Raw genomic sequence first — 20,444 nt, 5'->3', positions numbered from 1 at the left:
TTGTCAGAGCTCTACACCACGGGCAAGCCCGCCCGGTAGCCGTGGCCGGCCGGTGGGTGAGAGCCGCCGCCGCGACCGTCCTGGTCACGGTGCTGGTCGCCCTCTTGGCCGGGTGCCACGGGGCCGACGCCGCCCCCGACCGGCCGTACGCCGACGTGGCCGCCGCGCTGCAGGCGAACCTGGACGCCGACCCCACCGGGTTGTACCGCAACCTCGAGGCGGTCGCCCTCACGGTCGACGGGCGCACCGTGTACCAGCGGTACCGGCGCGGCTTCACCTCCGACACCCCCGCCGACGTCGACGCCGTCCGCACGACGGTGCTCAGCAGCCTGGTCGGCATCGCGCTGGCCGACGGCGACCTGCCCGGCCTGGATGCGCGGCTGGGCGACCTGCTGCCCCACCGTCGCATGCCCGCCGACGTCTCGGCCGTCACCCTGCGGCAGCTCCTGGGCATGACCGCCGGCCTGATGCAGGACGACGCCTACGCCGCCCAGGTCGCCGACGTCCCGGCCCGCGAGCGCGTCGCCTGGGTGCTGACCCATGGGCTGGTCGCCGAGCCCGGTGAGCGCTTCGCCTACTCCGGTGCCGACACCCTGCTCCTGACCGCGGTGCTGGAGCAGGCGACGGGGCGCACCGTCGACGCCTACGCGCGCGAGAAGCTCTACGGGCCGCTCGGTCTCACCGACCGGGCCGGTCTCACCGACCGGGCCGGGCTCACCGTCCACGACCTGGTGACGCTCGGGCAGCTGTGGCTCGACCGCGGCACCTGGTACGGCCGGCCGCTGGTCCCGGCGGCCTGGGTGGACGCGATGTCGACGCAGTACGTCTTCACCGGCACGACCGAGAAGTTCCCCGGCTACGGGTTCGCCGTGTGGACGGACGCCGCCGGCGGCCACCCCGCGATCGCGGCCGCCGGTCGGGGCGGGCAGCTGGTCGAGGTGGTGCCGGACCTGAAGCTGGTGGCGGTGTTCGTGTCCGTGCTGACCCCCGACACCACGGCGGCCGACCTGGTCGGCGTCGCGGGCGCGACCAACTACTCGGACCTGGTCGACGTCCTGATCGCCCCCCGCCTCCCCTGACCCCCTCGGCGCGCCCAGCCAAAGCACAGAGAATCGACGGTGAGGAGCCGAATTCCTGTGCTTTGGTTCGGCACGCCGACCGGGGCGAGGGTCAGAAGAAGATCGATCGGCGCTGGACGAGCAGGGCGTAGAGCGTCTGCTGGATGCTCTGCCGCACCTGGTCGGTCAGGTCGAAGACCAGCATCGGGTCGTCCTCGGCCCCGGGCGCGTACTGGTCGGTGCGCAGCGGCGGGCCGAACTCGATCAGCCACTTGCTCGGCAGCGGGACGGCGCCCAGCAGCCCGAGCCACGGAAAGAACGGTGTGATCGGGATGTACGGCACGCCCATCAACCGGGCCAGCGACGGGATGTTGCCGACGATCGGGTAGATCTCCTCGGCGCCCACGATGGAGCACGGCACGATCGGCGTGCGGGTGCGCAGCGCGGCCGACACGAAACCGCCCCGGCCGAACCGCTGCAACTTGTACCGCTCGCTGAACGGCTTGCCGACCCCCTTGAAGCCCTCGGGCCACACACCGACGATGTTGCCGTCGGAGAGCAGCTTCTCGGCGTCCGGGTTGGAGGCCAGGGTCGAGCCGGTGCGCCGGGCCAGCTCCGAGACGAAAGGCAGCTGGAACACCAGGTCGGCGGCCAGCGTGCGCATGAACCGGTGCTCGGGATGCTCGTCGTGGACGGCGATCGCGGTCATCAGTGCGTCGACCGGGACCGTGCCCGAGTGGTTGGCCACGATCAGCGCGCCCCCCTCGGACGCGAGGGGCAGGTTCTCCACGCCCCGCACCTCGACCCGGAACCAGCGCCGGTAGACCGGGCGCATCAGGCCCATCCAGACCAGGTCGGTGAACTCGGGGTCGAAGCCGAAGTCGTCGAGGTCGTACTCACCGGACAGCCGCCGGCCCACGTACCCCAGCAGCTCGGTGAGCTTCTCGGGCAGCTCGACGCTCTTCACCTGGTCGGCGACGGCCTCGCCGACCATGTCCGCCAGGGCCTCGCCCATCTGCGCGACCATCATCCAGGCCATGGACTGCGTGCCGCCCTCGGGCAGCGGCGCGTGGGCGGCGGACGCGGCCACGACACGCGGCGTGGGCGACGCCTCCCCACTCGCCGGGGCGGGCCGGAAGGCCGGGCGCATGCCCGGAGTGCTGCCGGGAGTGCTGCCCGGGGTGCTGCCGGTGGACGACGTCCCCGCGGGTTCCGGGGCCGGGGCCGGGGCCGCCGGGGCCTTCGGCGCCGCGGCCGCCTTGGCGGCGGGCGACGTGCTCTTCTGTGCGGCCGTCTTCGAGGCAGAAGCCTTCGCCGCCGGAGCCTTCGCCGCCGGAACCTTCGCCGCCGGAACCTTCGCCGACGGAGCCTTCGCCGCCGGACCCTTCGTGGCGGCCGCCTTCTTCACCGTGGGCTGCTTCCGGGCGGCCGAGGCCTTCTTCGCCGCGCCCTTCGTGGCCCCGGCCTTCTTCGCCGGAGCCTTCACCGCCGGAGCCTTCACCGCGGGCGCCTCGACCTCGGGCGCCTCGGCGGGGGCCTGGCCCTCCCGCGCGGCCAGCAGTGGCGTGGTGCGCCGCCGCCGGACCTGCCGTTCACCACTGGCCCGGTCGGCCCCGGCCAGCACGGAACGCGTTCCGGCCCGCGATCTGCTGCCCGCCATCGGGATCACCGTCGCATCCATGCTCAGCCTGCACCGCCGCGTCCGGTGTCGGCGGGCCCGCCCGCCGCCACCCCGATGAGGTGCGAGACCCCACGCTCGAGCTGCCCGACGACGTCCAGCGAACTGCCCGAGCCCGGCACGGTACGGGACCGGACGAAGTCCGTGAAGGCCTCGCGCGTGGTGTACCGCGGCTCGAGCCCGAGCACCTCCCGCATCCGGGTGGTGTCGAGCCCCCGCCCGTGGGTCAGGAACCGGATCTGGTCGGCGGAGAAGTCGGTCAGCCCGGTGCGCCGGTACAGGGTGCCGACCAGGCCGCCGAGCCCCGGCGGGACCGGCACGGTGGGGCGCCCCGCGATCCGCGCGGCCTGGCTGAGGGTCAGGATGCCGTCGCCCGCCACGTTGAACACGCCCGACACCGGGCGCAGGGTGGCCAGCCGCAGGGCCTCGAGCCCGTCGTCCTCGTGCACGAACTGCAGGCGCGGGTCGAACCCCAGCACGGTCGGGATGACGGGCAGCTGGAAGTAGTCGGTCATCGACGTGCGCACGCCCGGGCCCATGATGTTGGCCAGGCGCAGCGTGACGACGTCGACGTCGGGCCGGCGCCGGGTGAAACCGCGGACGTAGCCCTCGACCTCGACCGAGTCGCGGCCCCAGCCGGACTGCGGCGGGACCTTGCCGACGAGGTCCTCGGAGAACATCGCCGGGTCGCGGTGACTGCTGCCGTAGACCGACGACGTCGACTTCACGACGAGGCGGGTCAGGGTGTCGGCCCGCTGGCACGCCGCCAGCAGCTGCATGGTGCCGATGACGTTGATCTCTTTCATCGACACCCGACCGCCCGCGCCCATCGGCGTGGCGATCACGTTCATGTGCACGACGGTGTCGACGCCCGCGTGTTCGATGATCCGGCCGATCATCGGGTTGCGGATGTCGGCCCGCACGAACGACGTGTCGCCGATGTCGTGCGGCGGGGGGATGACGTCGACACCGATGACCGAGTCGACCTCGGGGTCGGCGGACAGCAGCTTGGCGAAACGCCCGCCCAGGTATCGGGAGACGCCGGTGACCAGCACGACCCGACCCATGGCGACCCCCACTGTCAGTAGGACACGGCTGCGCCGCCGGAACCCGTCATCGGGCTTCGGCGAGCGCCTGCCATGTTACGCGAAACGACCCCATCGCTCTTGTCGACAGGCGCCGTCGCGCGGCCCTACTTCTTGTTACGGCGCTGGTGACGCGTCTTGCGCAGCAGCTTGCGGTGCTTCTTCTTGGCCATCCGCTTGCGGCGCTTCTTGATGACGGAGCCCACGGGTCCTCGCAGTTCGATCGTAAGAAATCCGGGGCACAGCCTAACGCCCGGACAGGAGTGCTCCGGACGCCGGTCCGCCGGGCGGCGCGCAGGCCGGGGTCCGCGCTCAGGCGGTGCCGGTCGGCGACTGGGTCTCGCCGAGGTACGACTCGCGCAGGTACTCCTGCACCGCACGCTCGGGCACGCGGTAGGAACGGCCGACCCGCATGGCGGACAGGTCCCCCGAGTGCACGAGCCGGTACACGGTCATCTTCGAGACGCGCATGATCGAGGCCACCTCGGCCACGGTCAGGAAGCGGACCTCGAAGTTTCCCCTGGTGAGGGGGCGCACAGCAGACATCTCATCCAGTCCTCTCGCACTGATCCTGCATGATCGGTCGTATCGCTCCGTTTACGAGCAGCAACGCCGTGTAATCACATTAGAGGCAACTGATGACGATGTGGTCGCTGGAATGCGGAGTCATCCGAATTAGGGATGGGACGGTCCGCGTGTCAGCCGGTGGTACTCAGTCGAACCAGGGATCGAGCCCGTACAGCGGGAACACCGCGCGCCGCGTGGCCAGCACCGCCCGGTCCAGGGAGTCGCCGGGGTCGCTGCCCGTCGACCAGGGCCGGTGCTCGGTCGAACCGCCGTCGGTCATCCGGTAGGGCGCGGGCCGACGACACCGGATGCCCACGTGGTCACGCCAGGACTCGGGGATCTCGACGACGGGGTCGACCGGCCGGTGGGCGGCGATCCCGACCAGGTGCGCCCACGTCCGGGGGACGACGTCCACCACCTCGTACCCGCCGCCGCCGGTGGCCAGCCACTTCCCGTCGCACAGCTCGTGGGCCAGATCGTGCAGCGCGACCGCGGCGGCCCGCTGCGCGTCGATCGACAGCGCGAGATGGGCCAGCGGGTCGAGCATGTGGGTGTCGCAGCCGTGCTGCGTGACCAGGAACTGGGGGCGGAACTCGCGCAGCAGCCGGGGCACGACGGCGTCGAAGGCCCGCAGCCAGCCCGCGTCCGCCGTCCCGGGCGGCAGCGCCACGTTCACGGCGGCGCCCTCGGCGTCCGGGCCGCCGAGCTCGTCGGCGAAGCCGGTGCCGGGGAACAGCACCCGGCCGCTCTCGTGCAGCGAGATGGTCAGGACGCGGTCGTCGTCCCAGAACGCCTTCTGCACCCCGTCGCCGTGGTGGACGTCGGTGTCGACGTACGCGACGCGCTCGGCGCCGGCGTCCAGCAGGCCCCGGATGGCCAGCGCGATGTCGTTGTAGACACAGAAGCCGCTGGCCCGGTCCGGCATCGCGTGGTGCATTCCGCCGCAGAAGTTCACCGCGTGCTCGGCCTGGCCGGTCCAGACGGCGAGCGCGGCCTCGCGGCTGGCGGCGGCGATCCGGGCGCTGGCCTCGTGCATGCCGATGAAGGCGGGGGTGTCGTCACCGCCCAGGCCGAAGCGCAGGTCGGCACCGGTCGGGTCGAGCGACGCCCGGCGGACGGCGTCCAGGTAGCTCGCGTCGTGCACCTGGCGCAGCAGCGCGTCGGGGGCCGGCTCGGCGCTCATCAGCGCGACGCCGGGGGCGGCGAGCAGGCCGAGGTCGCGGCTGAGCATCGCCGAGAGCTCGAGCCGGATCGGCGCCATGGGGTGGCCCGGCCCGAAGTCGTAGGCGGTGAACGCCTCGTCCCAGACCAGCCGCAGTTGCTCCACGGTCACAACCGTAACTTCAGCGCGCCGAGAGTTCCTGAGAGCGGTCCCGGGCGGCGCTCAGTGCGGCGGCGAAGGCGGCCCGCAGCCGGTACTCCTCGAGCGCGCGCAGGGCGGCGGCCGTCGTCCCGCCCGGGCTGGTGACGTTGTGCCGCAACGTCGTCGGGCCGTCGGTGCTGCGGGCCAGCATGGCCGAGGCGCCGGCCAGGGTCTGGGTGACCAGCTGCTCGGCGGTGGCCCGGGGCAGGCCGAGCCCGACGGCCGCGTCCGTCATCGCCTCGGCGACCAGGAACAGGTACGCCGGGCCCGAACCGCTCACCGCCGTCACGGCGTCCTGCTGACTCTCGGGCACCTGGACGACGGCGCCGGTCGGTTTCAGGAGTTCGGTCACCGCGTCGAGCTGGGCGCCCGTGCAGTGCCTTCCGGGCGAGGCGGCGGCCATGCCCTGGCCGATCAGGGCGGGGGTGTTGGGCATCACCCGGACGACGGGAGCCCCGGCGGGCAGGTGGGCCTCCAGGGTCGCGGTGGTCACCCCGGCCGCCAGGCTGACGACGACCGTGCCGCTACCGAGGCTGGGCGCGAGCTCGTCGAGAGTGGCACCGACGTCACCGGGTTTGACCACCAGGAGCACGATCTCGGCGAACGCACCGGCCAGGCCGAGGTCGACCGCCGTGACGCCGTACCTGGACTGCAGCTCGGTGGCCCGGTCGGCACGCTTCTCCACGATCACGAGGTTCTCGGCCGGGAACCCGGAGGCGACCAGCCCCCCGAGCACGCTCTCGCCCATCATTCCCGCGCCGACCAGCGCCACCTTCTGCTTCGTCACGCACTCGAGCCTATGCCCCGCCGGATGATGCGCTCGTGCATGATCAGCGAGAACACCCCGCGGTGATCATGCGCAAACGCATCATCCGGTCAGGCGCTGCGCCGGCGGAGGGTGGCGGCGCCGAGGGTGATCGCCCCCGCCGCGAAGGCCAGCACGATCAGCAGGTCGCGCACCACGTCTCCGTTCGCGCCGCCGCCGGTGATGGTCGTCATCGCGTCCACGGCGTAGGACAGCGGCAGCACGTCCGACACCGCGTGCAGCACGTCCGGCATCGACTCACGGGGGGTGAGCAGCCCGCAGAGCAGGAACTGCGGCAGGACGAACGCGGGGAGGAACTGCACGGCCTGGAACTCCGTCGAGGCGAACGCGCTGACGAAGAGCCCGAGCGCGGTGCCGAGGACGGCGTCGGCGATGCAGACCAGCACCATGAGGGCCACCGAGCCGCCGACGTCCAGACCGAGCCCCCACACCGCGAAGCCCGTGGCCACGAGCCCCTGCACGGTGGCGAACAGGCCGAAGGCGAGCGCATAGCCGGCCAGCAGGTCACCCTTGCCCAGCGGCATCGCCAGAAGCCTTTCCAGGGTGCCGCTCTGGCGCTCGCGCAACGTCGCGATCGAGGTCACGAGGAACATCGCGACGAACGGGAAGACCCCGAGCATGGGGGCGCCCAGCCGGTCGAAGACCGGCGTGCCGTCGTAGATCCAGGCGAGCAGGCCGAGCAGCACGCAGGGCACGACGATCAGCAGGGCGATGGTGCGTGGGTCGTGCCGGACCTGCCGCAGCACCCGGCTCGCGGTGGACAGGGTCAGTCGCGGGCTCATCGGGCGGCCTCCTCGTGCGCGGCGTCGTCGACCAGGGTCAGGAAGGCGGCCTCGACGTCGTCCGTACCGGTCCGCTCGAGCAGCCCGAGCAGGGTGTCGTCGGCGAGCGCCCGGCCGTCGCGCATGAGCAACAGCCGGTCGCACCGGGTCGCCTCGTCCATCACGTGACTGGAGACGATGAGAGTCGTTCCGCCGCGGGCCAGTTCGCCGAAGAGGTGCCACAGGTCCCGGCGCAGCACCGGGTCGAGGCCGACCGTCGGCTCGTCGAGCACCAGCAGTTGGGGGTCGCCGAGCAGGGCGGCGGCGAGCGAGACCCGCGACCCCTGCCCGCCGGACAACTGGCTGACCGGGGCGTGGGCCCGGGCCGTCAGGTCGACGAGTTCGAGGACCCGCGCGACCTGTTCGGCCAGGGCGCCCCGGCGCACCCCGACGACGGAGGCGAAGTAGCGCAGGTTCTCGGTGACGGTGAGGTCGGCGTAGACGCTCGGCGCCTGGGTGACGTAGCCGACCTTGTCGCGCAGCGTCTTCGACCCCGCCGGCCGGCCGAGCACGTCGACCCGGCCGCCGGCCACCCGCTGCACGCCGACCAGCGAGCGCATGAGGGTCGTCTTGCCGCAGCCACTGGGGCCGAGCAGGCCGACGACCTGGCCGGTGGGCACCGACCACGTGAGTTCGGGAATGACCGGTCGACCCCCGCGGACCACCCGCAGCCGGTCGACCTCGACCGCGTTTTTCATCATGCGATGAAATCTACGTGTACGCCCAGGCACGGGTCAACCGGCGTGCCCAGCCAAAGCACAGAAAGACCGGCCGCCAAGCCGAAAACTCTGTGCTTTCGGTGGGCACGCCGGGCGACGCACGGGCGGGAAGGGGTCAGGGAAGGTCGGCGAAGAGGTAATGGTCGAGGGTGGGGCCGATGACGGCGGCCAGCTCCGACGGCTCCGCCGCGGCGAGCGCCTCGATGCCGACCACCGCCCGGGCCATCGCCAGCCCGATCAGCTGCGAGGCCGCCAGCCCGGCCCGCCAGTGCGGCCGGTCCAGCTCGAAGATCTCGCCGAGCCTCCCGAAGATCTCCCGGGTCACGAACTCCCGCAGCATCCGGCGCCCGGCGTCGCTCGACAGCGCACCCGACAGGAACGCGATGATCCGGTCGCGCCCGGCCGGGGAGTCCCACACGGAGACCAGCGTCAGCACCAGCCGCGCGCCCACGCCCTCCCGGCCGCCGGCCGCCACCGCCGCGACCAGGTCGGCCGGACGCACCGGCAGCTCCAACGCGGCGACGAACAACGCGTCCTTGCCGTCGAAGTAGTGGTGCACCAGGCGGGCGTCCACGCCGGCCGCGCGCGCGACGCCGCGGAACGTCGTCCCGTCGTAGCCCTTCGAACCGAACTCCCCGCGGGCCGCCTCGAGGATCGCCCCCCGCGCGTCCTCGCCGGCCGGACGACGCCCGCGCCGCCGAGGCGCCTCGGTCATGCCCCCGGGACGGGTTGCAGCGACGGCGCGGCCAGGTGCAGCCGCGCGAACGCCAGGCACTCGGCCAGCTCGGCCTCCCGCTCGGCCCGGGTCTTGCACTTGCGGGTGTTCACCTCGACCGCGATCACGCCGTTCCACGACCGCTCGGCCAGGTAGCCCAGCACCTCGGCGCACGGCTGCGTGCCGCGGCCGGGCACCAGGTGCTCGTCCTTCGCGGAACCGGCCCCGTCGGCCAGGTGGATGTGGGCCAACCGGTCGCCGAGCTCGCGGGCCATCTGCAGCGAGTCGCCGCCGGCCACCGCGGTGTGCGAGAAGTCCAGCGTGACGTTGCGGTACGGCTGGACCACCGGGTCCCAGCCCGGGGCGTAGGCCATCATCTCGCGGTTGCGGGCCCGCCACGGGTACATGTTCTCGACGGTCATCAGCACGCCGTAGGAGTCGGTCAGTTCCTCCACCCCGTCGACGAACTTCGCCGCGTACTCCTTCTGCCAGCGGAACGGCGGGTGCGCGACGACGGCGCTCGCCCCGAGGTCGACCGCCATCTGGCAGGAACGTTCGAGCTTCGGCCACGGGTCCTTGCCCCACACCCGCTGCGTGACCAGCAGGGTCGGCGCGTGCACCGACAGCACCGGCACGCCGTAGTGCTGCGACAACCGCTGCAGGGCGGCCGTGTCCTGGCTGACCGGGTCGGTCCAGACCATCACCTCGACGCCGTCGTACCCGAGGCGGGCCGCGATCTCGAACGCGTCCGACGCGGTCTCCGGGTACACGGAACTGGCCGACAGCACGACGCGCGCCGCGGGTACCCGCACCGGGGCCCGGCGCTGGCCCGCGGGCAGGGACTGAGCGTCTGGCGTCACTCGCCCAAGGGTAGCCCCGGCAACCTGTCCGGACCTGTGTCCATCGGACTTCAGCGCGTCCCGTTGGTCATCAGGTCCAGCCGCCGCAGGATCAGCCCCTCGCGCAACGCCCACGGGCACACCTGCAACCGCTCCACCCCCAGCAATTCCATGGTCGCCTCGGCCACCAACGCCCCGGCCAGCAACTGCCCGGCGCGCCCGGCCGAGACGCCCGGCAGCTCGGCGCGCTCGCCGGCCGTCATGGTGGCCAGCCGGGGGACGATGTCGGCCAGGTCCGCACGCGCCAGCCACCGCTCCGCGTAGATCCCGTCCGTGCTGGGCGCGGCCCCGCAGACGCGGGCCAGCGACCGGAAGGTCTTGCTGGTGGCCACGACCCGGTCCGGCGGCCCGGCCTTGTTCAGGTCCGGGACGACGCGGGCCACCTCCGCGCGGACGTACCGGCGGGTGGCGCGGACGTCGTCCAGCGCCGGCGGGTCGCCCGGCAACCGGTCGCGCGTCAGCCGGCCCGCGCCCAGCGGGAGCGACAGCGACACGTCGGGCAGTTCGTCGTTACCGGCCGCCAGCTCCAGCGACCCACCGCCGATGTCGAGCACCAGCAGGCGCCCGGCCGACCAGCCGAACCAGCGCCGCACGGCGAGGAACGTCGTCGAGGCCTCGGCCTTGCCGCCGAGGACCCGCAGGTCGACGCCGGTGCGCCCACGGACGGCGGCCAGCACCTGCTCGCCGTTGCCCGCCTCGCGCAGGGCGGAGGTCGCGAACCCGTAGGTCTCCTCGACGCCGAGGTCCTCGGCCTTCTCGACGCACGACTCGATGAACTCGACCAGGGCGCGACACCCGTCGTCGGTGACGTGGCCGGAGTCGTCGAGGTGCTCGGCGAGGCGGAGTTCGATCTTGTGACTGGACGCGGGCAGGGGCCGGGCACCCGGGTGCGCGTCGACGACGAGCAGGTGCACGGTGTTCGAGCCCACGTCGATGACGCCCAACCGCATGAGCGATCACGCTACAGCCCGTCGCCGCGCCGCACGGTGGGTATGCCCGAGACGTGAATTAGCCTTGGCCCATGCCGCAGCCCCCCGCGCCCGAGATCGACCTCGACGTCACCCGCAGCTGGCTCGAATTCCCCGATCCGGCAGGCGAGGTCAGCGAGGACGGCGCCGAGCAGGTGGTGCGGTGCGACCTCACCTGGCTCACGTCGTCCTGGACCTGCATCTTCGGCCGGGGCTGCCAGGGCATCTACGCCGAACGCCCGGACGACGGGTGCTGCACCCTGGGCGCGCACTTCGCCGACGAGGAGGACGAGGCGCGCGTCGCCGAGGCGGTCAAGCGGCTGGAGCCGGAGCACTGGCAGTTCGCCGCCGAGGGCGCGCAGAGCTGGACGGAGAAGGATCCGGAGGGCGCGCGCAAGACGCGGGTCGTCGAGGGGGCGTGCATCTTCAACAACCGGCCCGGTTTCGCCGGCGGCGAGGGGTGCGCGCTGCACGGCTTGGCGCTGCGCGAGCGCCGCAATCCCTTGGAGCTGAAACCCGATGTGTGCTGGCAGCTTCCGATCCGGCGCACGTACCGGACGGTGGAGCGCCCCGACGGCTCGACGTACCTCGAGGTGACGATCGCCGAGTACGACCGGCGCGGCTGGGGCGGCGGCGGGCACGACCTCGACTGGTACTGCACGGGCAACCCGCAGGCCCACGTCGGCACCGAACCGGTGTACGTCTCGCTGAAGCCCGAACTGGTCGAGCTGATCGGCGCGCAGGCCTACGAGGTGCTGGCCGAGCACTGCGACCGGTTGGTCGAGGCGCGCCGCGAGCTGCCCCGCAAGCTGCTGCCGCTCGCCGTCCACCCGGCCACGCTGCTCGCCGAGAAGGCGGCCCGGAAGAAGCGCTGATTCGAGGGGACGAAGCGATGACGGGCGTCGTCCCGAGCCCGAACATCTGGAACACCCCCCGCACCTACGAGATCGAGAACCGCGGCGTCGACCCGGGCGGTGTGCTCGAGGCGGCGATGCGCGAGATCCGGCCGTGGGCCGGTTCGGTGGTGCTGGACGTCGGGTGCGGCACCGGGTTCCACCTGCCGCGGTTCGCGGCCGAGGCGGCGTCCGTGATCGGAGTCGAGCCCCACCCTCCACTGGTGGCCGCCGCCACCCGGCGCGTCGCCTCGTTGTCGAACGTGTCGGTGAGACCCGGTGTCGCGCAACGACTTCCGGTGGCCGACGCCTCGGTGGACGTCGTGCACGCGCGGTGGGCCTACTTCTTCGGCCCGGGCTGCGAGCCGGGTCTGGCAGAGATCCGGCGGGTGCTGCGCCGCGGTGGGGCGGCGTTCGTCATCGACAACGATGCGTCCCGCTCGACGTTCGGCGCGTGGTTCCGGCGGTCGCTGCCGTCGTACGACCCGGCCGCGGTCGAGGAGTTCTGGGCCCGGCAGGGCTGGTCGCGGCGCTCGCTCGACATGGGGTGGGCGTTCGGGAGTCGCGCCGACTTCGAGTCGGTGGTCCGGATCGAGTTCGCCCCCGAACTGGCCGAGGCGATCCTGCGCGAGCACCCGGGTTCGTCCGTGGACTACGCGGTCAACCTCTTCTGGCTGAGCCTCTGACGCCGCGCACGCCCGGCGCCGCGCGCTAACGGTCAAGTTCGCCTCCGCGACGGCCGAAACGCGAGCGTGGGGGGACTGTACGCACCGGGCAGCCCCATCGGCGCGCGGTCGCGGCCGATGGCGCTGCGCGTCCGGCTGCGCCTGCTCATCGAGATCATGGGCGCGAAGCCGGTTCTGTCCGACGTGTCCACCGTGACGACCTCGCTGCTGCTCGTCCTGGCCGTCTCGGTGCCGCTGGGCTGGATCACCCCGCTGTCCGTCCTGGTCAGTGCCGTGCTGGCCGTCGCGGTCGGCCTCCTGGTCACGATCCTCACCTGGACCGTGCGCCCCCCGGCCCAGCCACCGGTCCGGACCGGCACGACACCCGTCCTGACGGGGACCTCGATCGGGCTCGGCGCCCTGTCGGCCACCATCCTGCTGGCCACCTTCGGCGGGGACCGGTTGCACGCGTTCGACGGGGGCATCGTCCTGCTCACCCTCGCGTCCCTCTGGTGGCGGGAGTCCCTGCGGCTGCGGACGTACGCCGACCTGGTCCAGAAGCTCAGCGCGCTCGCCACCACCGACCCCCTGACCGGCCTGGGCAACCGGCGCGCGCTGGCCGCCGCCATCGAGCACGACCTGCTGGGCGGCCACTCCGTCACGGTGATCACGGTCGACCTCGACCACTTCAAGGACGTCAACACGCTGCTCGGGCACCACGCCGGCGACGACCTGCTCGCGGCGGTGGCGGACGCGCTGCGCCGGGAGGGCGGCGCGCTGCGGACCTTCCGGCTCGGCGGTGACGAGTTCGCCGTCCTCGCGATCGGCACCTTCGCGAAGGCCGTCGAACTCGGTCACCGCTTGCTGGCCCGGGTCAACGACGTGGCCCGGTCCCTGCCCGGGACCGGCCAGGTGGACCTGTCGGCCAGCGCCGGGATCGCCCACCGGCCGGCGGGGTCGCCGGAGCTGCCCGACGCGGTCCTGCTGCTGAACCGCTCGGGCGAGGCCATGCGCGCCGCCAAGTCCTCGGGCCGGGACCGGATGGTGACGTTCGACGACGGGCTGGCCCGGCGCCAGCACCGGCTGGACGCGGTGGAACGCCGGCTGCGCGCCGCAGTGGCCGACGACGGCGTCGCGCTGCACGTCCAGCCCGTGGTCGACCTGCAGCGCCTGGAGATGGTCGGCGGCGAGATGCTGGCCCGCTGGTTCGACGACGAGCTCGGGTTCGTCCCTCCGGACGAGTTCATCCCGGTGGCCGAGGACCGCGGCCTGATCGTCGAACTCGGCCTGCAACTCACGCGCCGGGCGATGAGCCTGTGGCAGGACAGCGGTGCGGCGGCGCGCGGACTCTCCGGCGGGATCAACATCTCGGTGGCTCAGCTGCGCCGGCCGGGTTTCGCGGCCCAGGTGGCCGACCTGCTCGACGAGCTCGAGCTGGAGCCCGGCCGGATCGTCCTGGAGGTCACCGAGTCGCTGCAGATCGAGGACGACGACCCCGCCGTCGGCGCGCTCTGGCAGCTGTCCGACCTGGGACTGAGCGTCGCCATGGACGACTTCGGCACCGGGTTCGCCTCGCTGGGCCTGCTCACCCGGCTACCCCTGCGCGTGCTGAAGCTGGACCGCTCCCTCACCAGTCAGCTCGGCGACGCCCGCGGATCGGCCGTCGCCCGGGCCGTCACCGAGATGGCGCACGCCCTGGGCATCGACGTGGTCGCGGAGGGCATCGAGACGGCCGAGCAGCTGGCCGCCGCCCAGGCCCTGGGAGTGGGTTTCGGCCAGGGCTGGCTGTTCGAGAAGGCCGTCCCACCCGAACGCTTCACCGAACTGATGCGGGAACCGGACTGGGTGCGCCGGCAGGTGGCGCGCGCGGCGTCACCTCTTGACGTTCGAAACTAATGCTCTTAGTTTTATGACTATGAGTACTAGGGAAACTCTGGAGCGCCCCGAGGGGCGGCTCGCGTACACGACCTACGGTCCGGCGGACGGCGAACTGGTCGTCGCCGCGCACGGCATGGGTGACACCGGGGCGGTGTATTCGGTCCTGGCCACCGACCTGGCCGCGGCCGGCTACCGGGTGGCGGTGCTCGACCTGCGCGGGCACGGCGACAGCGACCTGACGTTCGACGACTACGACGACGAGGCGCTGGCCTCCGACCTGGTGGCGCTGCTGGAGAAGCTCGGGCCCGGGCACGTGGCCGGCAACTCGATGGGCGCCGGCGCCGCGGTGATCGCCGCCGCGCACCGGCCGGACCTGGTGCGGAAACTGGTGCTGATCGGTCCGTTCGCGCGCAACCCGAAGGTCAACCCGCTGCTCGTCACAGCCATGCGGGTCGCGATGCTCCGGCCGTTCGGACCGCTCGCCTGGAAGGCCTACCTGAAGACGGCCTATCCCAGCCGGTACCCGGCGGACCACGTCGACGCCCTCCTGACCGGGCTGCGCCGACCCGGTCGTTGGCGGGCGTTCTACCGGACCACCCGCACGTCGCACGCCCCCGCGGAGGCCGCGCTGCCCGGCGTCCGGGCAGAATCGCTGGTCGTGATGGGCACCAGGGATCCCGACTGGCCCGACCCGACGGCCGAGGCGCAGTGGCTGCGGGACGGGCTGGACGCCCGGTTGGTGCTGGTCGAGGGCGCCGGCCACTACCCGCACTTCGAGTTCCCCGAGGTGGTCTCCCCCGCCGTCCTGGCGTTCCTGAAGGACACCCCGGTTGCCTAGGGCCGGCCTCTCGCGAGCCCAGGTGGTGGCCGAAGCCGCTTCCGCCGCAGACGAACTCGGCCTCGAGGCGCTCACCCTGGCGGTCGTCGCGCAGCGCCTCGGGGTGCGCCAGCCCAGTCTGTACAACCACGTGGAGGGGCTGCGCGGCCTGCGCCGCGAGCTGACCCTGCTGGGCGGTCGCGAGCTGCTCGAGCGCGGGCGGGCCGCCGCGGTCGGCCGGTCCGGGCGCGAGGCGCTGTTCGCCATCGCCGAGGCGTACCGCACGTACGGCCGCGAACGTCCGGCGCTGTTCTCCGCTCTGCAGCGGGTGCCCGATGCGGAGGACGCCGAACTGGTGCGCGTCGCCCAGGAGCTGCTCGACCTGTTCTATGCCGTGCTGGCCGGCTACCACCTCGAGGGCGATGACGCCGTGGACGCCGTGCGGGGGCTGCGCGCCCTCGTGATCGGCTGGGTGACCCTCGAGACCGGCGGCGGTTTCGGCATGCCCCGCGACGTCGACCGCTCCTTCCACCGCCTGCTCGAGTCCTTCGACGCCGGGCTCGCCGCGCGCCGGGTGTGACGCCGGTGCGGAGTTCTGCGCGGGAGAATCTGCACCGGCGTCGCACTCGGCGTTCTGTCGGTGGGGGCGGTTAGGTTTCCGGCATGCCCTCCGCGCCGAAACCCAAGAGCGAGAAGCAGCCGCAGTTCCGCTGCACCGAATGCGGGTGGACGGCGCTGCGCTGGGTCGGGCGCTGCGGCGAATGCCAGGCGTGGGGCACGGTCGAGGAGGTCGGGCCACCCGTCGTCGGGGTGACGCGCGCGCGGTCCGTCGCCCCGAGCGCCCAGGCCCGCCCGATCGCCGAGATCGAGGCCGAGTCGGCCGACACGTGGGCGACCGGCGTCGACGAGCTCGACCGGGTGCTGGGCGGCGGCATCGTCAGCGGCAGCGTGGTCCTGCTCGCGGGCGAGCCGGGGGTCGGGAAGTCGACGCTGCTGCTGGACGTCGCGAGCCGGGCGGCGTCCACCGGGCGCACGGTGCTGTACGTGACGGGCGAGGAGTCGGCCAGCCAGGTGCGGCTGCGCGCGGAACGCATCGGCGCGCTGCGACCGCGGCTGCTGCTGGCCGCCGAGACGGACCTGGCCACGGTCCTCGGGCACGTGGAGCAGGTGAAGCCCGACCTGCTGGTGGTCGACTCCGTGCAGACGGTGTTGAGCGCGAACGTCGACTCCGGGCCGGGCAGCGTGTCCCAGGTCCGCGAGGTCGCCGCCTCGCTGATCAAGCTGGCCAAGACCCGCCACATGGCGACGCTGCTGGTGGGTCACGTGACGAAGGACGGCGGCATCGCCGGCCCACGGGTGCTCGAGCACCTGGTCGACGTCGTCTGCCAGTTCGAGGGCGACCGGCACACCCGCCTGCGGATGGTCCGGGCCGTCAAGAACCGGTACGGGCCGACCGACGAGGTGGGCTGCTTCGACCTGTCCGAGGTCGGCATCGTGGGCCTCAGTGACCCCAGTGGCCTCTTCCTGTCCCAGCACGCGGAACCCGTTCCGGGAACGGCGATCACGGTCACCCTCGAGGGGCGCCGCCCCATGGTCGGGGAGGTGCAGGCGCTGGTCACGCAGTCGCCGCTGTCGAGCCCGCGCCGGGTCAGCAACGGGCTGGAGAGCAGCCGCGTCTCGATGGTCCTGGCCGTCCTCGACCGGCGGGCCGGCATCACGCTGCACCAGCACGACACCTACGTCTCCACGGTGGGCGGCGCCCGCCTGGGCGAACCGTCCGCCGACCTGGCCGTGGCCATCGCGCTGGCCAGCTCGCTGCTCGACCGGCCGGTCCCGCCGGGCCTCGTGGTGCTCGGCGAGGTCGGGCTGGCCGGTGAGGTGCGCCCGGTGCCGGGCGTGTCGCGCCGGTTGAGCGAGGCGGCGCGGCTCGGCTTCACGAAGGCGATCGTGCCCGCCGGCACCCGCGACCAGGTGCCCGCGCCCGACGGGATGGCAGTCCTCGAGGTACCCGACCTGGTCGGCGCGCTGCGTCCGACGGTCCTGCTCAGCCCGTCGTGACCACACGTTTCGTGACCGCGGCGTCACGGCCGATGGTTAGAATCCCTGTCGTGGCTGTCGACCGGACCCCCGAGGAGCTCTTGCGCTCCACGCTGGCCGCTGTCGCCCCGGGCACGACGTTGCGGGACGGTCTGGAGCGCATCCTGCGGGGGCGTACCGGCGCGCTGATCGTCCTCGGCTACAACGAACTGGTCGAAGAGGTCTGCACCGGCGGCTTCGTCCTCGACGTCGAGTTCTCCGCTACCCGGTTGCGCGAGCTGGCCAAGATGGACGGCGCGATCGTCTGCGACGGTGACGTCTCGAAGATCCTGCGGGCCGCCGTCCAGCTGGTGCCCGACTCCCAGATCGAGACGTCCGAGTCCGGCACCCGGCACCGCACCGCCGAGCGGGTCGCGAAACAGACCGGCTTCCCCGTCGTCAGCGTCAGCCAGTCGATGCGGATCGTCGCTCTCTACGTCGCCGGAATGCGTTACGTGCTGGAGGGTTCCGACGCGATCCTCGGCAAGGCGAACCAGGCCCTGGCCACCCTCGAGCGGTACAAGGCGCGCCTCGACGAGGTGACCAGCACCCTCTCGGCGCTCGAGATCGAGGACCTGGTGACGGTCCGGGACGTGTCGATCGTCATCCAGCGGCTGGAGATGGTCCGCCGGATCAGCGAGGAGATCGCCTTCTACGTGATCGAGCTCGGCACCGACGGCCGGCTCCTGTCCCTGCAACTCGACGAGCTGATCGGCGGCGTCAGCCCCGACCGCGACCTCGTGATCCGCGACTACATCGAGGCCACCCGCGGCGAGGCGTCGATGGAGGAGGTCGTGACGGCCCTGGCCGACATCCCCTCCGGTGACCTCGTCGACCTCGGGCTCGTGGCCCGCGTCCTCGGCTTCAGCGCCGGCGCCGACGCGCTCGACGCGGCGGTCAGCCCCAAGGGGTACCGGCTGCTCACCAAGGTCCCGCGGCTGCCCGGCGCGATCGTCGAGCGTCTGGTCGACCACTTCGGCGACCTGCAGAAGCTCCTGGCCGCCAACCTCGACGACCTCATGCTGGTCGAGGGCGTCGGCGAGCAGCGGGCCCGCACCGTGCGCGAGGGGCTCTCGCGGCTGGCGGAGTCCAGCATCCTCGAGCGTTACATCTGACCCGACGCCTCGATCGCCTGCAGCAGCGGCCGCACGCGGGCGGGTACGAGCTCGGCCAACGAGATGGTCGTGTCGCTGCGGATGACTCCGTCGACGGCGAGCATGCGGGCCGTGATCCGGTAGAGATCCGCCGTGTCCTTCGCGACGACCCGGGCCAGCAGGTCCGCCTCCCCGGTCGTCGCGTGCACCTCGACGACCTCAGGGATGCGGGCCAGCTGTTCGGTGGCCGGCCCCGCCGACGACTGGGCCACGGCGACCGCCACGAACGCCGTGAGCCCGTACCCCAACGCCTCCGGGGAGACCCGGTGGCTGAACCCGCGGACCACTCCGGAGGCGTTCAGCCGGCGCAGCCGCGCATGCACCGTGTTCCGCGCGACGCCGAGCTCCCGGGCCAGCGAGAGCACCGTCGCCTCCGGGTCGTCGTCCAGCGCCAGCAGGATGCGGGCATCGAGACGGTCGAGGGTCATGGCAGCATTCTGTCACCGAAATGACTCTTCAACTGAATATCTGCACAGTTGGGGGTGGCTCGCTTGCGCACATGTCGCACCTCCGCTCAGCATGACGACATGTCCGCAACACTCGTCGCCACCGCCGCCCGGTCGGCCCCGACGCCGCCCCGGCACACGCTCCTCGAGGACGCCTTCGGCCTCCTGACCGGGACGCTGCTCACGGCGTTCGGCCTGACCCTGCTGCACGCGGGCGGCGCCGTGACCGGTGGCACGGCGGGCCTGTCACTGCTCCTCGCCTACGCGACGGGGTTTCCGCTGACCGCACTGCTGGTCGTGGTGGGCCTGCCCTTCCTCGCGCTCGGCGTCCGCCGCAAGGGCTGGGCCTTCACCGCCCGGTCGGTGCTGTGCATCGCCCTCGTCGCCGTTCTCAGCGCCGTCCTGCCGGCCGCCGTCCCGCTCGGGACCGTGAACCCGGTCGCCGGCGCACTGCTCGGCAACCTCGTGTCCGGGGTGGGCCTCCTCATCCTGTTCCGGCACGACGCCAGCGCCGGCGGGTTCGGCATCGTCGCGCTCATCGCGCAGGAGAGCCTCGGCTGGCGGGCGGGTTTCGTGCAGCTGGCCCTGGACGCCTGCGTCGTCCTGCTCGCCCTCGCCGTCCTGAGCCCCACCGGCGTCGCGATCTCGGCGGCCGGGGCCGTCGTGCTGAACAGCGTGCTGGCCCTGAACCACCGACCCGGCCGGTACCTCGGCGTCTGAGCCGCCGCGAACGCCGCCGCTGCCGGGTCTGCACGAGCGTCGCTCGCCGGAGCCGTACGGCAACCCCCGCCGGATGGGCACGGTGTGACACCGCATCCACCAGACGAGCACTGTGTGACACCGCGCCCATACGGAGGACGCCGTCACGTGCCGGGTTAGAGTCGCCCGGTGCGCCAGCAGACCACCGGAGAGCACCCGCTCGTCGAACCGGTGATCGCCTGGTACGACGCGAACGCGCGCGACCTGCCCTGGCGCGCCCCCGGCGTCCCGGCCTGGCCGGTGTTGATCAGCGAGGTGATGCTCCAGCAGACCCCGGTCAACCGGGTGCTGCCGGTCTGGCGCGAGTGGGTGGAGCGCTGGCCCACGCCGGCGGCCCTGGCGGCCGAGACGCCCGGCGAGGTGATCCGCGCGTGGGGCCGGCTCGGCTACCCGCGGCGCGCGCTACGGCTGCACGAGGCGGCCGGCGTGATCGTCGAACGGCACGGCGGTGAACTGCCCACCGACCACGCGCAGCTGCTCGCCCTGCCGGGGATCGGCACCTACACGGCCGCCGCCGTGGCCACGTTCGCCTACGGGCAGCGGCACGCCGTCGTCGACGTCAACGTGCGCCGGGTGCACGCCCGCGCGGTGACCGGTGACGCGCACCCGCAGAACAACCTGAGCGCAGCGGAATCAGCTCTGGCGCAACGACTCCTGCCGGAACACCCGAGGACCGCGGCCCGCTGGGCGATCGGCGTGATGGAACTCGGGGCGCTCGTCTGCACCGCCCGCACGCCCCGCTGCGGCGATTGCCCGGTCGAGCACCTGTGCGCGTGGCGCGCCGCCGGCTCACCCGCCCATGACGGCCCGCCGCGCCGCGGTCAGGCGTGGGCGGGTACGGACCGGCAGGTCCGCGGCAAGCTGATGGCCGCCCTGCGCGCGACCCGCACCCCGCTCACCGCCGCGCAACTGCGCGAGGCCGCGCCCGACGACGTCCTCAAAGACCCGCGGCAGCGCGAACGCTGCCTGGCCGGGCTCGTCGAGGACGGGCTGGTCGAACCCCTGCCGGACGACCGGTACCGGCTGCCGCACTGATCGCAGACTGATCAATCGTCAC

Annotated in this window: 21 protein-coding genes and 1 pseudogene; 10 read left to right on the top strand and 12 right to left on the bottom strand. The window is 72.7% G+C overall.

All coding sequences use genetic code 11. The annotated features are described in order from the left end of the window. Nucleotides 1-56: 56 nt before the first annotated feature. A complete protein-coding gene (locus ACIB24_RS12930) occupies nt 57-1,079 on the top strand; it encodes a serine hydrolase domain-containing protein (protein ID WP_398280697.1) in 1,023 nt (340 codons plus the stop codon). 91 nt (nt 1,080-1,170) lie between these two features. Here ACIB24_RS12930 and ACIB24_RS12925 read toward each other — a convergent pair whose 3' ends face one another. From ACIB24_RS12925 to ACIB24_RS12875, 11 genes and pseudogenes are all read right to left on the bottom strand, one after another. Beyond that, entirely contained in the window at nt 1,171-2,718 is a 1,548-nt protein-coding gene (locus ACIB24_RS12925) for a lysophospholipid acyltransferase family protein (protein ID WP_398280694.1), read from the bottom strand. Nucleotides 2,719-2,741: 23 nt separating this feature from the next. Then, nucleotides 2,742-3,803: an NAD-dependent epimerase/dehydratase family protein gene (locus ACIB24_RS12920; protein ID WP_398280691.1), complete on the bottom strand. Its 1,062-nt coding sequence runs from the start codon at nt 3,801-3,803 to the stop codon at nt 2,742-2,744. Between the two features lie 125 nt (nt 3,804-3,928). Continuing rightward, the gene (locus ACIB24_RS12915) at nt 3,929-4,027 is read right to left on the bottom strand and encodes a 30S ribosomal protein bS22 (protein ID WP_003792170.1); all 99 of its coding nucleotides are present in this window, start codon (nt 4,025-4,027) and stop codon (nt 3,929-3,931) included. A gap of 106 nt (nt 4,028-4,133) precedes the next feature. Next, nucleotides 4,134-4,367, bottom strand: a complete 234-nt coding sequence (locus tag ACIB24_RS12910) for a helix-turn-helix domain-containing protein (protein WP_398280687.1) — start codon at nt 4,365-4,367, stop codon at nt 4,134-4,136. 166 nt (nt 4,368-4,533) lie between these two features. Next, on the bottom strand, nt 4,534-5,715 hold the full coding sequence (locus ACIB24_RS12905; RefSeq protein WP_398280684.1) for an acetoin utilization protein AcuC: 1,182 nt from the start codon (nt 5,713-5,715) through the stop codon (nt 4,534-4,536). A gap of 16 nt (nt 5,716-5,731) precedes the next feature. Beyond that, nucleotides 5,732-6,541 (bottom strand): annotated as a pseudogene (gene proC / locus ACIB24_RS12900) (pyrroline-5-carboxylate reductase); the annotation flags it as partial. A gap of 86 nt (nt 6,542-6,627) precedes the next feature. Further along, a complete protein-coding gene (locus ACIB24_RS12895) occupies nt 6,628-7,359 on the bottom strand; it encodes an ABC transporter permease (RefSeq protein WP_398280681.1) in 732 nt (243 codons plus the stop codon). Further along, nucleotides 7,356-8,099, bottom strand: a complete 744-nt coding sequence (locus tag ACIB24_RS12890) for an ABC transporter ATP-binding protein (RefSeq protein ID WP_398280678.1) — start codon at nt 8,097-8,099, stop codon at nt 7,356-7,358. The genes ACIB24_RS12895 and ACIB24_RS12890 overlap by 4 nt, the downstream gene beginning before the upstream one ends. A 133-nt stretch (nt 8,100-8,232) precedes the next feature. Continuing rightward, complete coding sequence (locus tag ACIB24_RS12885; RefSeq protein WP_398280675.1) at nt 8,233-8,832, bottom strand: TetR/AcrR family transcriptional regulator; 600 nt, start codon at nt 8,830-8,832, stop codon at nt 8,233-8,235. Next, a complete protein-coding gene (locus ACIB24_RS12880) occupies nt 8,829-9,692 on the bottom strand; it encodes a sugar phosphate isomerase/epimerase family protein (protein ID WP_398280673.1) in 864 nt (287 codons plus the stop codon). Before ACIB24_RS12880 ends, ACIB24_RS12885 begins: the two co-directional genes overlap by 4 nt. Before the next feature lie 50 nt (nt 9,693-9,742). Beyond that, complete coding sequence (locus tag ACIB24_RS12875; RefSeq protein WP_398280670.1) at nt 9,743-10,681, bottom strand: Ppx/GppA phosphatase family protein; 939 nt, start codon at nt 10,679-10,681, stop codon at nt 9,743-9,745. A gap of 71 nt (nt 10,682-10,752) precedes the next feature. Between ACIB24_RS12875 and ACIB24_RS12870 the strand changes: the two genes are divergently transcribed. The 7 genes from ACIB24_RS12870 (at nt 10,753) to disA (ending at nt 18,143) form a co-directional block, all read left to right on the top strand. Continuing rightward, nucleotides 10,753-11,574 (top strand): hypothetical protein, encoded by an 822-nt coding sequence (locus ACIB24_RS12870; protein ID WP_398280667.1) that lies wholly within the window; start codon nt 10,753-10,755, stop codon nt 11,572-11,574. Nucleotides 11,575-11,591: 17 nt separating this feature from the next. After that, a complete protein-coding gene (locus tag ACIB24_RS12865; RefSeq protein WP_398280664.1) occupies nt 11,592-12,278 on the top strand; it encodes a class I SAM-dependent methyltransferase in 687 nt (228 codons plus the stop codon). Between the two features lie 117 nt (nt 12,279-12,395). Then, nucleotides 12,396-14,153 carry a putative bifunctional diguanylate cyclase/phosphodiesterase gene (locus ACIB24_RS12860; RefSeq protein WP_398280661.1) on the top strand — a complete coding sequence of 586 codons (1,758 nt, stop codon included), beginning with the start codon at nt 12,396-12,398 and terminating at the stop codon, nt 14,151-14,153. A 19-nt stretch (nt 14,154-14,172) separates the two neighbouring features. Next, nucleotides 14,173-14,973, top strand: coding sequence for an alpha/beta fold hydrolase (locus ACIB24_RS12855; protein WP_398280658.1), 801 nt, complete (start codon nt 14,173-14,175; stop codon nt 14,971-14,973). Between the two features lie 22 nt (nt 14,974-14,995). Beyond that, nucleotides 14,996-15,532: a TetR-like C-terminal domain-containing protein gene (locus ACIB24_RS12850; RefSeq protein WP_398280656.1), complete on the top strand. Its 537-nt coding sequence runs from the start codon at nt 14,996-14,998 to the stop codon at nt 15,530-15,532. An 83-nt stretch (nt 15,533-15,615) separates the two neighbouring features. Then, a complete protein-coding gene (gene radA / locus ACIB24_RS12845; protein WP_398280653.1) occupies nt 15,616-17,010 on the top strand; it encodes a DNA repair protein RadA in 1,395 nt (464 codons plus the stop codon). A 32-nt stretch (nt 17,011-17,042) separates the two neighbouring features. Continuing rightward, nucleotides 17,043-18,143: a DNA integrity scanning diadenylate cyclase DisA gene (gene disA, locus ACIB24_RS12840; protein WP_398281863.1), complete on the top strand. Its 1,101-nt coding sequence runs from the start codon at nt 17,043-17,045 to the stop codon at nt 18,141-18,143. Here the strand turns inward: disA and ACIB24_RS12835 are convergent. Then, nucleotides 18,134-18,610 (bottom strand): Lrp/AsnC family transcriptional regulator, encoded by a 477-nt coding sequence (locus ACIB24_RS12835; protein ID WP_398280650.1) that lies wholly within the window; start codon nt 18,608-18,610, stop codon nt 18,134-18,136. The genes disA and ACIB24_RS12835 overlap by 10 nt on opposite strands. Before the next feature lie 99 nt (nt 18,611-18,709). On the opposite strand from ACIB24_RS12835, the gene ACIB24_RS12830 reads away from it, so the two are divergent. Then, on the top strand, nt 18,710-19,348 hold the full coding sequence (locus tag ACIB24_RS12830) for a YitT family protein (RefSeq protein WP_398280647.1): 639 nt from the start codon (nt 18,710-18,712) through the stop codon (nt 19,346-19,348). A 168-nt stretch (nt 19,349-19,516) separates the two neighbouring features. Continuing rightward, the gene (locus tag ACIB24_RS12825; protein WP_398280644.1) at nt 19,517-20,422 is read left to right on the top strand and encodes an A/G-specific adenine glycosylase; all 906 of its coding nucleotides are present in this window, start codon (nt 19,517-19,519) and stop codon (nt 20,420-20,422) included. Nucleotides 20,423-20,444 lie beyond the last annotated feature (22 nt).

The organism is Spongisporangium articulatum (assembly GCF_044465595.1).
Lineage (GTDB): Bacteria > Actinomycetota > Actinomycetes > Actinomycetales > Kineosporiaceae > Spongisporangium > Spongisporangium articulatum.
Note: the sequence above shows the minus strand (reverse complement) of the source record. Positions and strands in the feature narration are given on the sequence as shown.

What these genes read in the sequence shown, in the direction of transcription:
- ACIB24_RS12925 (WP_398280694.1), bottom strand. Translation starts at nt 2,718, where the DNA reads ATGGCGGGCAGCAGATCGCGGGCCGGAACGCGTTCCGTGCTGGCCGGG.
- ACIB24_RS12920 (WP_398280691.1), bottom strand. Translation starts at nt 3,803, where the DNA reads ATGGGTCGGGTCGTGCTGGTCACCGGCGTCTCCCGATACCTGGGCGGG.
- ACIB24_RS12910 (WP_398280687.1), bottom strand. Translation starts at nt 4,367, where the DNA reads ATGTCTGCTGTGCGCCCCCTCACCAGGGGAAACTTCGAGGTCCGCTTC.
- ACIB24_RS12895 (WP_398280681.1), bottom strand. Translation starts at nt 7,359, where the DNA reads ATGAGCCCGCGACTGACCCTGTCCACCGCGAGCCGGGTGCTGCGGCAG.
- ACIB24_RS12890 (WP_398280678.1), bottom strand. Translation starts at nt 8,099, where the DNA reads ATGATGAAAAACGCGGTCGAGGTCGACCGGCTGCGGGTGGTCCGCGGG.
- ACIB24_RS12885 (WP_398280675.1), bottom strand. Translation starts at nt 8,832, where the DNA reads ATGACCGAGGCGCCTCGGCGGCGCGGGCGTCGTCCGGCCGGCGAGGAC.
- ACIB24_RS12875 (WP_398280670.1), bottom strand. Translation starts at nt 10,681, where the DNA reads ATGCGGTTGGGCGTCATCGACGTGGGCTCGAACACCGTGCACCTGCTC.
- ACIB24_RS12870 (WP_398280667.1), top strand. Translation starts at nt 10,753, where the DNA reads ATGCCGCAGCCCCCCGCGCCCGAGATCGACCTCGACGTCACCCGCAGC.
- ACIB24_RS12865 (WP_398280664.1), top strand. Translation starts at nt 11,592, where the DNA reads ATGACGGGCGTCGTCCCGAGCCCGAACATCTGGAACACCCCCCGCACC.
- ACIB24_RS12860 (WP_398280661.1), top strand. Translation starts at nt 12,396, where the DNA reads ATGGCGCTGCGCGTCCGGCTGCGCCTGCTCATCGAGATCATGGGCGCG.
- ACIB24_RS12855 (WP_398280658.1), top strand. Translation starts at nt 14,173, where the DNA reads ATGAGTACTAGGGAAACTCTGGAGCGCCCCGAGGGGCGGCTCGCGTAC.
- radA (WP_398280653.1), top strand. Translation starts at nt 15,616, where the DNA reads ATGCCCTCCGCGCCGAAACCCAAGAGCGAGAAGCAGCCGCAGTTCCGC.
- disA (WP_398281863.1), top strand. Translation starts at nt 17,043, where the DNA reads ATGGTTAGAATCCCTGTCGTGGCTGTCGACCGGACCCCCGAGGAGCTC.
- ACIB24_RS12835 (WP_398280650.1), bottom strand. Translation starts at nt 18,610, where the DNA reads ATGACCCTCGACCGTCTCGATGCCCGCATCCTGCTGGCGCTGGACGAC.
- ACIB24_RS12830 (WP_398280647.1), top strand. Translation starts at nt 18,710, where the DNA reads ATGTCCGCAACACTCGTCGCCACCGCCGCCCGGTCGGCCCCGACGCCG.